At 41.9% G+C, this 14014-nt stretch carries 15 protein-coding genes; all 15 read left to right on the plus strand.

Going from position 1 to position 14014, the window contains the following annotated elements; genetic code table 11:
* Positions 1 to 513: 513 nt before the first annotated feature.
* On the plus strand, positions 514 to 1806 hold the full coding sequence (locus RI196_RS06420; protein WP_063389432.1) for a homocysteine synthase: 1293 nt from the start codon (positions 514 to 516) through the stop codon (positions 1804 to 1806).
* A 594-nt stretch (positions 1807 to 2400) separates the two neighbouring features.
* Positions 2401 to 2565, plus strand: a complete 165-nt coding sequence (locus RI196_RS18720) for a PaaD-like zinc ribbon domain-containing protein (RefSeq protein ID WP_420534690.1) — start codon at positions 2401 to 2403, stop codon at positions 2563 to 2565.
* Positions 2566 to 2570: 5 nt separating this feature from the next.
* Positions 2571 to 3428, plus strand: a complete 858-nt coding sequence (locus RI196_RS06425) for a 3-hydroxyacyl-CoA dehydrogenase NAD-binding domain-containing protein (protein ID WP_144598251.1) — start codon at positions 2571 to 2573, stop codon at positions 3426 to 3428.
* A complete protein-coding gene (locus tag RI196_RS06430) occupies positions 3418 to 4143 on the plus strand; it encodes a 3-hydroxyacyl-CoA dehydrogenase family protein (RefSeq protein ID WP_144598250.1) in 726 nt (241 codons plus the stop codon). Before RI196_RS06425 ends, RI196_RS06430 begins: the two co-directional genes overlap by 11 nt.
* Positions 4144 to 4228: 85 nt before the next feature.
* On the plus strand, positions 4229 to 5428 hold the full coding sequence (locus RI196_RS06435; RefSeq protein WP_063389429.1) for a thiolase family protein: 1200 nt from the start codon (positions 4229 to 4231) through the stop codon (positions 5426 to 5428).
* 15 nt (positions 5429 to 5443) lie between these two features.
* A complete protein-coding gene (locus tag RI196_RS06440) occupies positions 5444 to 6919 on the plus strand; it encodes an aldehyde dehydrogenase family protein (RefSeq protein ID WP_117017466.1) in 1476 nt (491 codons plus the stop codon).
* 122 nt (positions 6920 to 7041) lie between these two features.
* The gene (locus RI196_RS06445; RefSeq protein WP_144598249.1) at positions 7042 to 7842 is read left to right on the plus strand and encodes an enoyl-CoA hydratase/isomerase family protein; all 801 of its coding nucleotides are present in this window, start codon (positions 7042 to 7044) and stop codon (positions 7840 to 7842) included.
* Between the two features lie 265 nt (positions 7843 to 8107).
* Positions 8108 to 8983: a PaaX family transcriptional regulator gene (locus RI196_RS06450; RefSeq protein WP_066251023.1), complete on the plus strand. Its 876-nt coding sequence runs from the start codon at positions 8108 to 8110 to the stop codon at positions 8981 to 8983.
* A 22-nt stretch (positions 8984 to 9005) separates the two neighbouring features.
* Positions 9006 to 9980: an MBL fold metallo-hydrolase gene (locus RI196_RS06455; protein WP_311067109.1), complete on the plus strand. Its 975-nt coding sequence runs from the start codon at positions 9006 to 9008 to the stop codon at positions 9978 to 9980.
* Positions 9981 to 10187: 207 nt separating this feature from the next.
* Complete coding sequence (locus RI196_RS06460) at positions 10188 to 11123, plus strand: Phenylacetic acid catabolic protein (RefSeq protein WP_066251026.1); 936 nt, start codon at positions 10188 to 10190, stop codon at positions 11121 to 11123.
* Positions 11123 to 11449, plus strand: a complete 327-nt coding sequence (locus RI196_RS06465) for a metal-sulfur cluster assembly factor (protein ID WP_144598248.1) — start codon at positions 11123 to 11125, stop codon at positions 11447 to 11449. The genes RI196_RS06460 and RI196_RS06465 overlap by 1 nt, the downstream gene beginning before the upstream one ends.
* Positions 11446 to 11676, plus strand: coding sequence for a hypothetical protein (locus tag RI196_RS06470; RefSeq protein WP_063388948.1), 231 nt, complete (start codon positions 11446 to 11448; stop codon positions 11674 to 11676). The genes RI196_RS06465 and RI196_RS06470 overlap by 4 nt, the downstream gene beginning before the upstream one ends.
* Positions 11673 to 12317: a Phenylacetic acid catabolic protein gene (locus tag RI196_RS06475; RefSeq protein WP_375338787.1), complete on the plus strand. Its 645-nt coding sequence runs from the start codon at positions 11673 to 11675 to the stop codon at positions 12315 to 12317. Before RI196_RS06470 ends, RI196_RS06475 begins: the two co-directional genes overlap by 4 nt.
* 9 nt (positions 12318 to 12326) lie before the next feature.
* Positions 12327 to 13112, plus strand: coding sequence for an enoyl-CoA hydratase-related protein (locus RI196_RS06480; protein WP_144598247.1), 786 nt, complete (start codon positions 12327 to 12329; stop codon positions 13110 to 13112).
* A 17-nt stretch (positions 13113 to 13129) separates the two neighbouring features.
* The gene (locus RI196_RS06485) at positions 13130 to 13930 is read left to right on the plus strand and encodes an enoyl-CoA hydratase/isomerase family protein (RefSeq protein WP_144598246.1); all 801 of its coding nucleotides are present in this window, start codon (positions 13130 to 13132) and stop codon (positions 13928 to 13930) included.
* The last annotated feature ends 84 nt before the right edge of the window (positions 13931 to 14014 follow it).

Raw genomic sequence — 14014 nt, forward strand, 5'->3', positions numbered from 1 at the left:
AAGACTTTGTCAATGAAAATATAAACTAGCAATAGATGAAGTGTGAAAGGATAAAAAATTTGTCCGGGATGCGAGAAAAATCCTCTCAAAAAGTCTGAAGAGAAAAATGAAGTTCCTCGCCATTTGCTTAATGATGGCAAACTGTTTTTTTATTGCATCAATTTAAGAAATTTCATTTTCGGACTGCTCTCAGTATATTCTTTATTCCTTTTACTCATCCTGCATTCCCTTTAAAAAAGAATAAGTAGATTGGAAAATTATTATCAAATGAAAATACGAGGAAAGGTTACTTATAAAGCATTCCATTACATGAAATGATATCCAAAAAGTTTATCTTCCAATTGAGATTTTATGCTATACTGAAGAAGTCTAAAAAATTTTTGAAAGTTTTGATAAGTAATTGACATCCGGCTGAACAAGCAGTACATTTTATTTATATATAATTAAACCTATTATTTTAGTAGGTTTAATTTTGCGAATATATAAGTTTAGAATTGAAGGGAGAAATAAACTATGTCAAACGAAAGAAAACTTCAGCCCGAAACGCTAGCTGTACATGCAGGACAGGTGCCTGATCCGACGACTTTGTCGAGAGCTGTTCCGATCTACCAAACGACTTCGTATGTATTTGAAGACAGTCAGCATGGGGCAGATTTATTCAGTTTAAAGAAAGAAGGAAATATTTACACAAGGATCATGAATCCAACGACTGATGTATTTGAAAAGCGTGTAGCTGCGCTTGAAGGCGGAATTGGGGCGCTGGCGCTTTCATCTGGACAAGCTGCTGTTTTTTATTCGATTTTGAATATTGCTGGAAGCGGCGATGAAATTGTTTCTTCATTTAGCTTATATGGCGGAACCTATAATTTGTTCACACATACTTTGCCGAAGTTTGGCATCACGGTAAAATTTGCCGATACGACGGATCCGCAAAATCTTGAAGCAGCGATTACTGAAAAGACAAAAGCAATATTTGCCGAGACGATCGGAAACCCAAGAGGGGATGTGCTTGATATTGAAGCGGTGGCAGCAATCGCTCATAAACATTCAATTCCGCTTATCGTTGACAATACAATTCCAAGCCCTTACTTGCTCCGTCCGATTGAATTCGGCGCAGATATAGTTGTTCATTCGGCTACGAAATTTATTGGAGGACACGGAAATTCAATCGGAGGCGTCATTGTCGACAGCGGCAAGTTTGATTGGAAAGGAAGCGGCAAATTCCCTGAGTTCACCGAGCCGGACCCAAGCTACCATGGTCTCGTTTATGCTGATGACATTGGTGAAGCTGCATATATTACGAAAGCGCGCATTCAGCTGTTGAGAGACCTTGGAGCTTCACTTTCTCCATTCAATTCATTTTTATTCTTGCAAGGGCTTGAAACGCTTCATTTGCGAATGCAGCGCCATAGTGAAAATGCGCTTGCAGTTGCGAATTATTTACTTGAGCATGAAGCGGTCGAATCTGTCAGCTATCCAGGTTTGAAAAATCACCCTTCATTCGAACTTGCACAAAAATATTTGCCGAAAGGTCAGGGAGCCATTCTGACATTCGAAATCAAAGGCGGCGTTGATGCAGGAAGAAAACTGATCGATTCGGTTCAATTATTTTCAAACCTTGCCAACATCGGCGATTCGAAATCGTTGATTATTCATCCTGCCAGCACGACTCATCAGCAATTAACGAGCGAAGAGCAGCTGGCAACCGGGGTTACACCTGGTCTTGTCCGGCTATCAGTCGGTACGGAATCGGTTGATGACATTATTTACGATCTGGAACAAGCGATTCGAGCAAGCCAAGCTTAAGATCGTATCGCCAGTTAAAAATTTTGCAGGGATTGCGGCATAAGCCCACTTCACACTGAAAAGCAGCAGGCAACCTTCAGCTGCTTTCATATCGAAAGAAGTAGAGGAAAACGACTGTTTTTCTCTACTTTTATTTTATGGACTTATGGACATACTCTGCATATTACCGTTTCCCGAAACCAGCGCTCATAGCAGTATGAAACTATTCTCGAAACCAGCGCTCATAGCAGTATGAAACTAGAAAGAAAACTGCCGCGGTTTAGCTGTCGTCAAAACCACCCTCGCTGTAAAATTCTCTCGTTTCATTTATAGGTAAAAATGATACATATGTTGATTTTAGGGGGCTGTCTAATAAGTCGATTTTCCGGCCTTATAGACGCCCCCTTTAATGTTTTAGAAACGTTGATATATCGATGTTTATGATTTTTTGTTTTTAATGGGGATTTGATTTTCTGGACACCACCGTTTTAATTTTAATTTCCAGAAAATAAATAACATTTTAATTTTTTCGTTGACAGAACCTGTTGTTTTTATTAATATTTTGTTAAATAAACGATAGTAAAAAAAACGTAATATAACAGAGAGGTGACACCGGTGTCCGACAAATATGTGGTGCACTGTTCCTTTTGCGATTCTACAAATGTTAAGAAAATAGCTGTTTTCGGCACTGCTCAGCTCGTTTCTCAATATTACTGCAACCAATGTAAAAGCGTTTTTGAATTTATAAGATGGCAAAATGATTTGAACAAGGGGGTGTAGTCTGTTTGACGATCCAAACGGTTGGAGTTGTAGGAAGCGGAACGATGGGCTCTGGCATTGCCCAAACGTGTGTGCAGCATGGATTTCGTGTATTTCTTTATGATTTAAATGATGCGATCGTTCAGAAAGCATTTACTCAAATTAAAAAACGCCTTAACAGATTAGTAGAAAAGGGAAAAATGGAGGAACAAACGTTTCAAGATTCAATATCACGAATTGAGACTTGCACCGATTTATCGCTGATGAAAGCGTGTGATCTTGTGATTGAAGCAGTTCCGGAAAAAATCAATATTAAAAAAGAAATTTTCCAAGCGCTGGATGAACATTGTCCAGAACAAACCATTTTAACCACCAACACATCATCGTTTTCTGTCACTGAAATTGCAAGCGTTACCAAAACAGGGGAAAGAGTGGCAGGTCTTCATTTTTTTAATCCGGTTCCGCTAATGCCTTTAGTAGAAATCGTAAGAGGGGTGAAAACGTCTGAGGACACGTTGAAAAAGCTTGCACAATTTGTCTCTTCTCTTCATAAAGATCCGGTTGTTTGCGAAGATACACCGGGATTTATTGTAAACAGAATTGCCCGTCCTTTTTACAATGAAGCATTGAAAATTGCAGGTGAACGTTTGGCGAAGCCCGAACAGATTGACAGGATCATGAAAAAGGCTGGACGTTTTAAGATGGGTCCTTTTGAACTGCAAGATTTAATTGGTATTGATGTGAATTTTTCCACAACGGAAACCGTCTACAATAGTTTTTTCGGAGAGGAAAGATTTCGTCCTCATTATTTGCAGCAGCGCATGGTTCAGTCAGGTAAGCTTGGCAGAAAGGCCGGTGAAGGATATTATCCCTATGAAAACTAAATCATTCACTGTAAAAGTAGCTGGAGAAGGCTCTTTAGCCGATTCGATCATAGCGCAATTGCGCGAAACAGGCCATCAGCTCGAAGATCAATCGGCTGTACATTCAAATTTTGATATTGTGATCGAAACGACAAATCTCGACATCGACCAAAAGAAAAAACTATTGGTCGAAATCGAAAAAACATTGCCAAAGGAAACGGTCATTTTGTCTACATGTCTTGGTGTAACAGCAACAGAAACCGCTTCTTGGCTCCAACATCCTGAACGATTAGTCGGATTTGCCGCATTTTTCCCTTGGGAAGATTGTGAACTTGTCGAACTTGCACCGGCTTTGCAAACCGAAAAAGAAAATGTTGAGAAAGCTAAGCAGTTTTTTGAAGAAGTTGGAAAAGAGGTCGAAGTAGTGGAAGACGGTGTAGGATTAGTATTTCCTAGAATTTTATCATTAATTATTAATGAAGCTGCTTTTGCTTTAACAGAAGGTGTTGCAAGTGCAGAGGACATAGACAAAGCAATGATGAAAGGAACGAATTACCCGATGGGCCCCCTTCGCTGGGCGGATCATATCGGTATTGATGATGTTTATGCTGTTTTAGCCGGAATGTTTAAAGAAACAGGGGAGGACCGCTACCGGCCTGCTCCATTTATCAAAAAGATGGTGTATGCCAAATGGTTCGGAAAGAAAACGGGAAGAGGCTTTTATCAATATGATTAAAAATTCCAGTTGATGATGGTAACTTCGGGAAAAGTTCAAAATGAATCAAAATGCCTGAAAAAACGGTCAAAATGGGGGTAAGAAAATGAAAGAAGCTGTGATTGTTGATGCTGTCCGAACCCCGATCGGCAGGTTCAACGGGGCATTAAGAGAGGTCCGCCCGGACGATTTGGCAGCTCACGTCGTAAGAGAGCTGCTCAAGCGAAATCCGATTGATCCTTCCGATGTGGAGGATGTAATTTTTGGCTGCGCTAATCAAGCCGGAGAAGATAATCGCAATGTGGCAAGAATGGCCGTGCTTCTTGCGGGTTTGCCTGAAACAGTTCCAGGCGTGACCGTCAACCGTTTATGCGGATCGGGTCTGGAAGCAATTAATCAAGCAGCGCTGGCGATTCAAGGCGGATTGGGAGACGTCTATATTGCAGGCGGAACCGAAAGCATGACAAGAGCTCCATATGTCATGATGAAGCCGCAGCTTTCTGGAATGAGGGACACGCCAACTTTTTATGATACAACTCTCGGCTGGCGGCTTGTCAATGATAAATTAGCGGAAATGTATCCGCCGATCAGTCTTGGCGAGACGGCTGAAAATGTAGCTGCGCGCTATCAAATTTCGAGGCAGGAGCAAGATGAATTTGCGTTGGAAAGCCATAAAAAAGCCGGAAAAGCTATACAAGAAGGGCGTTTTCAAGATGAAATTGTTCCGGTGACAATAACAGGGAAAAAAGGGGAAGAAACGATAGTAGATGCAGATGAGCATCCGAGGCCTGATACGACTTTGGAAAAGCTGAATAAATTAAAGCCTGCTTTTGTTCAAGACGGAACAGTGACCGCTGGAAATTCCTCTGGAATCAATGACGGCGCTTCCGCACTTTTAATCATGGAGAGATCGATAGCAGAAAGACTTGGCTTTAAGCCGCTGGCACGGATTGTCGGCTCCGCTGTCGCTGGGGTGAATCCATCTTATATGGGGATTGGCCCGATTCCAGCAACGAAAAAAGTGCTGCAAAGAACTGGTTTATCTATCAGCCAACTGGATTTAATCGAGATTAATGAAGCATTCGCATCCCAATCCATTGCCTGCATTAAGGAGCTGGGATTTGATATGGAAAAGGTGAATGTCAACGGTGGAGCAATTGCTTTAGGTCATCCTCTCGGCTGCAGCGGGGCGAGAATTGTTACCACTCTCGTTCATGAAATGAAAAGAAGAGACGTTAGATATGGACTCGCGACGATGTGCATAGGCGTCGGGCAAGGAATCGCCACGATTGTCGAAAAAATATAGAAAGGAATGAAAAATATGAAAAAACACTATCAGCTTTTTATTAATGGACAATATGTAGACAGCTCAAACGGAGAAGTATTCGAAACGCATAATCCTGCAACCGGCGAAGTCATAGCAACGGTAGCCAAAGCAACAAAGAAGGACGTTGACAAAGCGGTGGAGGCAGCCCGTGCTGCATTTGAGTCGGGCAAATGGCCGAGAATGACGGCAGCGAAAAGAGCTCGCCTGTTAAACCGTATAGCGGAAATGATGAGAGAGCGATTTGAAGAATTGGTTCGCGTTGAAGTATTAAACAGCGGAAAGACCGTTGCTGCTGCCAAGGGGCAAATTATGCAGGCGATTGAAGATTTTGAATTTTATGCCGCTGCATGCTTAACTCTCCAAGGTGATGTCAATCAAGTTCCAAACGGCTTTTTTAACTATACTCTTAAAGAGCCAGTCGGGGTATGCGGTCAAATTATTCCTTGGAATTATCCGCTCATGATGGCCGCTTGGAAAGTGGCGCCTGCATTGGCTGCCGGCTGCACTGTTGTCTTGAAGCCTGCTAGCTACACTCCAATTACAGCCTATATGCTTGCGGAAATATGCCATGAAGCAGGTGTTCCGGCAGGAGTCCTGAACGTCATTACAGGCAGCGGGTCTGAAATCGGACCATATATGACGGAGCATCCTGGAATCGACAAAGTTGCGTTTACAGGCGAAACGGAAACCGGAAAGGACATTATGAAGCGCGCTTCTGAAACGTTAAAACGGGTAACTTTGGAATTAGGAGGAAAATCGCCGAACATCGTCTTTGACGATTGTGATCTGGAAGGAGCCGTAAACGGTTCGCTTTATGGAATTTTTTACAACACAGGACAATCTTGTGAAGCAAGATCTCGCTTGTTTGTTCATGAAAACATTTATGATGAATTTATGGAAAAATTTCTCGAAAAAGCTTCCCGTATACGAGTAGGAAATCCGTTTGATGAAGGCGTGCATATGGGGGCCGTCATTTCCAAAAGTCATCAGCAAACAATTGATCATTACGTGAAATTAGCGGTGGAAGAGGGCGGAAAAATTTTATACGGCGGCAAAATACCGGAAGGCGGAGAGTATGAAAAAGGGTATTGGTATTTGCCGACGGTTATCGGGGATGTCACAAATGATATGAGAGTTGCACAAGAGGAAATTTTTGGGCCTGTCGTAGTTGTTATGAAATTCAGCGACGAGCAAGATGTGATCCGACAAGCAAATGATTCCATTTTTGGATTAGGTTCGGCTATATGGACGAACGATCATGGAAAGGCACACCGTGTTGCGGCACAAATAAAGGCAGGAATTGTTATGGTGAATTCGCCAATTTCTGCATTTCCTGGAACACCTTTTGGAGGCTATAAGCAATCGGGATTTGGCCGGGAGCTGGCATTGGAAACATTGAATTTGTACACGGAAACGAAAAGCGTTGTTTCTTATATCGGCAGCAAACCATTAAATCTCTTTGGACTCTAATTATATGTATAAAAAAAGATCGTTTAAAAAAAATATAATTTCTATTGAATTATTAGAATATTTAGTATATTATGTTTATGAAACGATAAAATATTAAACGTATAAATAAAGGAGGAATTGCAATGTCAGATACAGTAGCAATAGAAAAGAAAAATTTAACGGTGATCAAAAACAGCGGAGTGGCGGAAATCCATCTTCACATCAATAAAACGAATGCCTATGGACTGGAGTTTTACCAAGAATTCAACGCAGCGATCGATGAGCTTCGCTTCGATCCAAACATAAAAGTGGTCGTGCTGATGAGCGATGTGCCGAAATTTTTCTCGGCAGGAGCGGATATCAATTTCTTAAAAGCAGCGGATCCGCGCTATAAAACACAGTTTTGCCTGTTCTGTAATGAAACGCTGGATAAAATCGCCCGTTCGCCGCAAGTATATATCGCCTGTTTGGAAGGGCATACAGTCGGCGGAGGATTGGAAATGGCGCTAGGCTGCGATCTGCGCTTTATGGGAGATGAAGCAGGAAAAATCGGCTTGCCGGAAGTATCGCTTGGGGTGCTGGCTGGAACGGGAGGAACGCAGCGGCTCGCGCGGTTGATCGGGTATTCGAGAGCGCTGGATATGAACATAACTGGGGAAACGCTGACACCGCAGGAAGCGCTGGACATTGGTCTCGTCAACAAAGTGTTCCCGCAGGCGGAAACGAGAGAGCGGACGCTCGAGTATGCGAGAAGGATAGCTGAAAGCGCAAGCTATGCGGTTTCCAACATCAAGCTGTCGATCATGAACGGAAAGGAAATGCCATTGAACGTAGCCATCCGCTACGAAGGAGAGCTGCAAAACTTGTTGTTCCGCTCCGAGGATGCAAAAGAAGGATTAAGCGCATTTTTAGAAAAGAGAAAACCAAATTGGAAAGGGATATAAAAAAGAAGGACGCAGCATATCGGCCATAAACGGCCGGTATTTTTTCATCCAGAAAATAATGCGGAAATTTAAAGACAAGTCATATGCCTTCCTCAAGGAGGAGGCGTTTTTTTTCTGATTGGCAGAGTCGATTTAAACAGCTTCAGACTTATAAAAAAATAGATTAAAAGGCTCCCTATCTTGAAGAAAAAACTTGTAAAAATGGAATTCCATCCAGCATAATAAAAATAAAAGCAAAATTCAGGAAAAAGACGGGTGTAAGAAAATGAAGCCAAGATCATTAATGTTTACACTATTCGGTGAGTACATTCAGCATTACAGCACAGAAGTTTGGATTGGCAGCTTAATTCAAATGATGTCCCATTTCGGCATTTCTGAATCTTCGATACGGGGAGCCACGTTAAGAATGGTTCAGCAAGGCTTTTTTAAAGTTCGCAAAATTGGCAATAAAAGCTATTATTCTCTTACAAATAAAGGGAAGAGAACGATGATGGACGGGTTTGCCCGCGTTTATTCAATGAGAAATTACAAATGGGATGGGAATTGGAGAATTTTGACCTATTCGGTCCCGGAAGAAAAAAGGGAGCTTCGCAATCAAATTCGAAAAGAGCTGAGCCTCATGGGATTCGGCTTGATTTCGCACGGTACGTGGGCAAGTCCAAACCCTATTGAAGATCGGGTGATGGAGTTTATAAAAGATTACCATCTCGAGCCGTATGTGATTTTATTTACTTCCAGTTCAGTAGTATCCCATGATAATCATGAGTTGATTCATAGAGGATGGAATTTTGACGAAATTGCCAAAGAGTATGAATCATTCATTGATCAATATCGGCAAAAGTATGATGATTTTAAGGAACGCATTTGGAATAATGAATTATCAGATCAAGAATGTTTTATTGAGAGAACGAAGCTTGTTCATGAATATCGCAGCTTTTTCTTTATCGACCCGGGGTTTCCGAACGACCTGCTGCCTGCTGACTGGAGCGGCTTAAAAGCTAGAGAGCTATTTTTCAATGTACATCAGCTTTTGTCTGTACCTGCTATTCGATATTTTGAAACTTTATTTGAAAAAGCTCCCGATTGTGAATTGGAAGCGAATCGGGACAGAGCGATCAACCCTTTTATGGACATTGTTTAAAATAAAAGCAAGTAGGTGCATAATGGTGGTCAATATTGAACAAATCGGGAAAAATATATATCGCATTCCGGTTCCAATCCCTTTTCCGATGAAATACATCTATTGTTATATGGTGCGCGATGCAGACGGATGGAGCCTTGTTGATGCAGGATTTCATAATACCGAAGCGATTGAAGCTTGGAAGCAAGTATTGAAACAAATGAATGTTCGTTATGAACAGATTCATTCGATTTATTTCACTCATTTTCATCCTGATCACTTCGGGTTGGCAGGGTGGATGCAGGAAAGAACAGGGGCAAAAGCTTATATAAGCAAAGAAGATTTTGCCATGGCGCAGCGTGTTTGGGGAAAAAACAGCAGCCAGGCGGAGCAAATTGGTGAAATGTGCAGAAAAAACGGTACACCGGAAGATCTTGCGGATGAAATTGAAGAAAGTATGAGAAGTTTGGCAAAGCATGTAACGTTTCCGGAATTGACGATTCTAGAGGATGACGAGGTCATTCTAGGCGAAAGAAAATGGGAAGTTATACCGACACCTGGTCACAGTGATGGACACATTTGCTTTTATCAAAGAGAAGAAAGACTGCTGCTTGCAGCCGATCATATTTTGGATAAAATTACTCCGAACATTAGCATATGGCCCGGTTCAAGCAAAAATCCGCTTGGAAACTACATATCTTCGCTTGAAAAAATACAGCAATTGAAGGTAGACCTGGCGCTTCCTGCCCATGGGGCATTGATCGAACGAGTTGACGACAGAATATCAGAAATCATCCAGCATCATCAAAAGCGCTTGGATCAAATATTTCGACTTGCGAAGGATGGCCGTACCGCCTATGACATTGCCCAAGATTTATTCCAGCACAAAAGCTTGAATTCGCATCAATGGCGGTTTGCGATCGCAGAAACTTTGTCGCACTTGGAGTATTTAGTTTTCACAGGGCAAATTAAAAAAGAGAATCGTAACGATATTGCCTTTTATAAACAAAATAAATAATGGATAAGTGCATAGCAAAAAGCTATGCGCTTTTTTTTGCGGTCGTAAAAACGACAAGAACGAAAGAAAGGAGAAAAACCTTTTATTTTTTAAATTAACAAAAAAATTTGATTTTTCTATTTTTTCTTGACAAAAGAGGCGTTTGTAAAATAATATTATGTTAAACAGACGAAATAAATAAAAACGTAATATAAAAGAGGTGAAAAAATGGATCAGGCAGCCCTTTTAAAAGAAAAAATTCAAAACGGTTTTATTGTTGAAGGCGTCGGTGACATGAATGAGGAATATTTAAAGGCATTAAAACAGACGTTGATTATTGTCGGAGATACAGAATTGTTAAGTGTGCCGCCGCTCCTTACTGTTTATGATCAAGCGCCCACTTTAAATAACAAAATTACAGCACTCGCCATTATGCAGGATGAAATCGGTCATGCACATATTGCTTTCAGGCTACTGAAAGATTTGGGCGAAGATACAGACGAATTATTGTACAATCGAGCCCCAAATAAATGGAAAAACCCTTATGCCTTTGACTTTGAACTGTCAAATTGGATTGAGCTTGGAGTGTTTAATGCGTTCTTTGACCGCGCCGGCTACACACTGCTTGGGGATGCGTTTGAGCATACATCTTACGGGCCATGGAAACGCGCATTAGTGAAAGTTGATAAAGAAGAATTGTTCCATCTTAGAAATGGTGAAATCATTATGAGAACAGCCATGAATGATCCGAAATTGCAAGAGGAAGTTCAAAAAGCGGTTGATTGGATGTTTTTAATGGCGCTTGAATTTTTTGGTGTAGAAGACCGTTTAAAATCCAGATCCGCACAGCTTGAATACCGCTTAAAAGGAAGAACAAACGATGAGCTCCGTCAAAAATGGCTGTCGACAGCAGTTCCATTCTGTGAATCAATTGGAGTAAAAGTTCCAGCTCATTATGATGAAGAACAAGGAAAATATGTGCTCGATGTCCCATTCCCTTGTAAATTTGATCCAGTCAATAAAAAATGGCTGTTCGACCAGCCGGACACATGGGAAAACGTCATTAAACGATTTAAACAAAGAGGGCCGCAAAATGAAAGGTTTGTAGGAAGAATTCAAAAAGGGGCAAAAGAATTAGAACAGCTGAGAAAAGAGGTGGTATGATGCAAAAACAAGCTGTGGATACGAAAAAATATTGGGAGGCGCTGAAAGAGGTGATGGATCCTGAATTCCCAATAAGCGTTGTCGATATGGGGCTCATTTACGACATTCAAATGAATGACGGGGAAGTGCATGTGACGATGACATACACAGCCGTTTCCTGCGCCTGCATGGATTGGATTGAAAGCGATATAAAAAATCGGCTTCTTGCAGAAGAAGAAGTAAAGGAAGTACACATAAATGTCGTATGGGATCCTCCATGGACGGTCGACCGTCTTAGCCCAGAGGGAAGGGAAAAATTAAAGTATTGGGGTGTAAGTGCAAAATGATCGCAGAAAAAATAACCTATGATATTTTTGCCCGCATTAATCGGGGAGACAACTTAATGCATATCGGCACGGTAGAAGCAGAAAACAGCGAGCTGGCAAAAGTGTATGCAACGTTTACGTACGACGAAGAGGATTGGACCGAAATGGTTGTCGTGGAACGAAACAAGCTGAATTGGGTGAAAAAACCTGATTGGCTATTTTCAGAGAAAGGAGCTGAAGCATTGTGAGCGTAATGGAACAAGGAACGCATTCTTTGATTGAATTGCTGGAGACAATAGCGGATAACAAATATGTGCTTGGCGACCGTTTAGTGGAAGTTGGTGTAAGCGGTCCGAATTTGGAAGCGACCTTGTCTGCTATAGCTATGGCTCAAGGAGAACTGGGGCATGCAAGACTTTTGTACAATTGGTGTTTTGATTTAAAAGGGGTAAAAGGCAAGAAGCCTGACATTCAAGCACAAACAGGAAAAGCTTTTCAAACAGCTGTAAACGTTCAAAACTGGATTTCTCTCATTGCTTCGCTATATGCAATCAATGCCGCAATCGATATCGTCTTTCAAACGGTGTTAAAAACAAGTCATTCCAAGGTTGCTTCACGGATTCAAAAGCTTGTCCGCGAACAACACGATCATATCATCTATGCAGAAAATTGGGCAAAACAACTTCTTCTTGATCAAGGAGCTGTCCCCTACAGATTTCAAGAAGCATTAAGGGAGGCTGCAGAGGAAGCAAAGGCTTGGCTTGCAAAAGTTGAAAAAAGTGAAGAATTGAAAAAGGAAGGTTATTTCCCGGAAACTCCTTCGTTCCCGGAAAAATTTGAAAAACGGCTGCAGCAATTAAATGCGGAACAGCTTGTTCAAGCAAAGTGAGTGATGCTCATGTCAGAATCAGGCGTTCTTTTAGAAATTCAAAACAAAGTGGCTATCATTCAATTAAATAACGCAAAACGTGCCAACGCATTAAGCAAATTTTTAGTAAAAGATCTTTCTTATGCGATAAACACGATAAAAGATCATTCGAATGTAAGCGCAGTTATTTTTACGGGAGGTGAAAGCAAAGCGTTTTGTGCAGGGGCGGATTTAAAAGAAAGGCAGTCCATGAGCGAACGAGAAGTGGAAGAATATGTCGCATTGCTCAGGAAAACATTTACAAATATCTCATCTTTGCCAATGCCGACGATTGCGGCTGTAAAAGGATTGGCTCTTGGAGGGGGATGTGAACTTGCTCTTGCCTGTGACATTCGTGTCATGGAAAAAGGGGCGCTCATCGGGTTGACGGAAGTTTCTTGGGGAATAATCCCGGGAGCCGGCGGCACTCAACGACTGGCGCAATTAGTAGGAATCGGCAGGGCCAAGCAGCTTATTTTTACAGCTGAAAAAATAAATGGCGAAAAAGCGTATGAAATAGGACTTGTCGAATATATTTGTGAAGCTGGCGAGGCAGAATTGAAAGCGCTTAACATAGCGGAAAAAATCTCGGAAAATTCAATTCATTCTGTCCGTTTAGCGAAGCAGGCTGTCGACAGTTTTGCTCGAGAACTAATGGAAAAAGGTCTGATAGCGGAATGGGATTGTTATCAAAAAACGATTTATCATCCGGATCGTTTAGAAGGATTGGCGGCTTTTCAAGAAAAACGCAAACCTGATTTTTCAAATGATAAATGAACAATGGAAGGAGAATAATGATGACAGTTGAAACAACTGCTAACAAAAATTTAACGGTGGTCAAAAACAGCGGAGTGGCGGAAATCCATCTTCACATCAATAAAACGAATGCCTATGGGCTGGAGTTTTATCAAGAATTCAACGCAGCGATCGATGAGCTTCGCTTCGATCCAAACATAAAAGTGGTCGTGCTGATGAGCGATGTGCCGAAATTTTTCTCGGCAGGAGCGGATATCAATTTCTTAAAAGCAGCGGATCCGCGCTATAAAACACAGTTTTGCCTGTTCTGTAATGAAACGCTGGATAAAATCGCCCGTTCGCCGCAAGTATATATCGCCTGTTTGGAAGGGCATACAGTCGGCGGAGGATTGGAAATGGCGCTAGGCTGCGATCTGCGTTTTATGGGAGATGAAGCAGGAAAAATCGGCTTGCCGGAAGTATCGCTTGGGGTGCTGGCTGGAACGGGAGGAACGCAGCGGCTCGCGCGGTTGATCGGGTATTCGAGAGCGCTGGATATGAATATTACAGGGGAAACGCTGACACCGCAGGAAGCGCTGGACATTGGTCTCGTCAACAAAGTGTTCCCGCAGGCGGAAACGAGAGAGCGGACGCTCGAGTATGCGAGAAAGATAGCTGAAAGCGCAAGCTATGCGGTTTCCAACATCAAGCTGTCGATCATGAACGGAAAGGAAATGCCATTGAACGTAGCCATCCGCTACGAAGGAGAGCTGCAAAACTTGTTGTTCCGCTCCGAGGATGCAAAAGAAGGATTAAGTGCATTTTTAGAAAAGAGAAAACCAAATTGGAAAGGGATATAAACGTTAGCTTTTCATATATATTGTGAAGCCTCCTGAATATATATCTTCTTCAGGCGGCTTCAATGCCGCTTCATCTATTCAAAA

It is taken from the genome of Aeribacillus composti (genome assembly GCF_031760945.1).
Lineage (GTDB): Bacteria > Bacillota > Bacilli > Bacillales > Aeribacillaceae > Aeribacillus > Aeribacillus composti.

What these genes read in the sequence shown, in the direction of transcription:
- RI196_RS06460 (WP_066251026.1), top strand. Translation starts at nt 10,188, where the DNA reads ATGGATCAGGCAGCCCTTTTAAAAGAAAAAATTCAAAACGGTTTTATT.
- RI196_RS06465 (WP_144598248.1), top strand. Translation starts at nt 11,123, where the DNA reads ATGCAAAAACAAGCTGTGGATACGAAAAAATATTGGGAGGCGCTGAAA.
- RI196_RS06480 (WP_144598247.1), top strand. Translation starts at nt 12,327, where the DNA reads ATGTCAGAATCAGGCGTTCTTTTAGAAATTCAAAACAAAGTGGCTATC.
- RI196_RS06450 (WP_066251023.1), top strand. Translation starts at nt 8,108, where the DNA reads ATGAAGCCAAGATCATTAATGTTTACACTATTCGGTGAGTACATTCAG.
- RI196_RS06485 (WP_144598246.1), top strand. Translation starts at nt 13,130, where the DNA reads ATGATGACAGTTGAAACAACTGCTAACAAAAATTTAACGGTGGTCAAA.
- RI196_RS06435 (WP_063389429.1), top strand. Translation starts at nt 4,229, where the DNA reads ATGAAAGAAGCTGTGATTGTTGATGCTGTCCGAACCCCGATCGGCAGG.
- RI196_RS06430 (WP_144598250.1), top strand. Translation starts at nt 3,418, where the DNA reads ATGAAAACTAAATCATTCACTGTAAAAGTAGCTGGAGAAGGCTCTTTA.
- RI196_RS06420 (WP_063389432.1), top strand. Translation starts at nt 514, where the DNA reads ATGTCAAACGAAAGAAAACTTCAGCCCGAAACGCTAGCTGTACATGCA.
- RI196_RS06470 (WP_063388948.1), top strand. Translation starts at nt 11,446, where the DNA reads ATGATCGCAGAAAAAATAACCTATGATATTTTTGCCCGCATTAATCGG.
- RI196_RS06445 (WP_144598249.1), top strand. Translation starts at nt 7,042, where the DNA reads ATGTCAGATACAGTAGCAATAGAAAAGAAAAATTTAACGGTGATCAAA.
- RI196_RS06455 (WP_311067109.1), top strand. Translation starts at nt 9,006, where the DNA reads ATGGTGGTCAATATTGAACAAATCGGGAAAAATATATATCGCATTCCG.
- RI196_RS06440 (WP_117017466.1), top strand. Translation starts at nt 5,444, where the DNA reads ATGAAAAAACACTATCAGCTTTTTATTAATGGACAATATGTAGACAGC.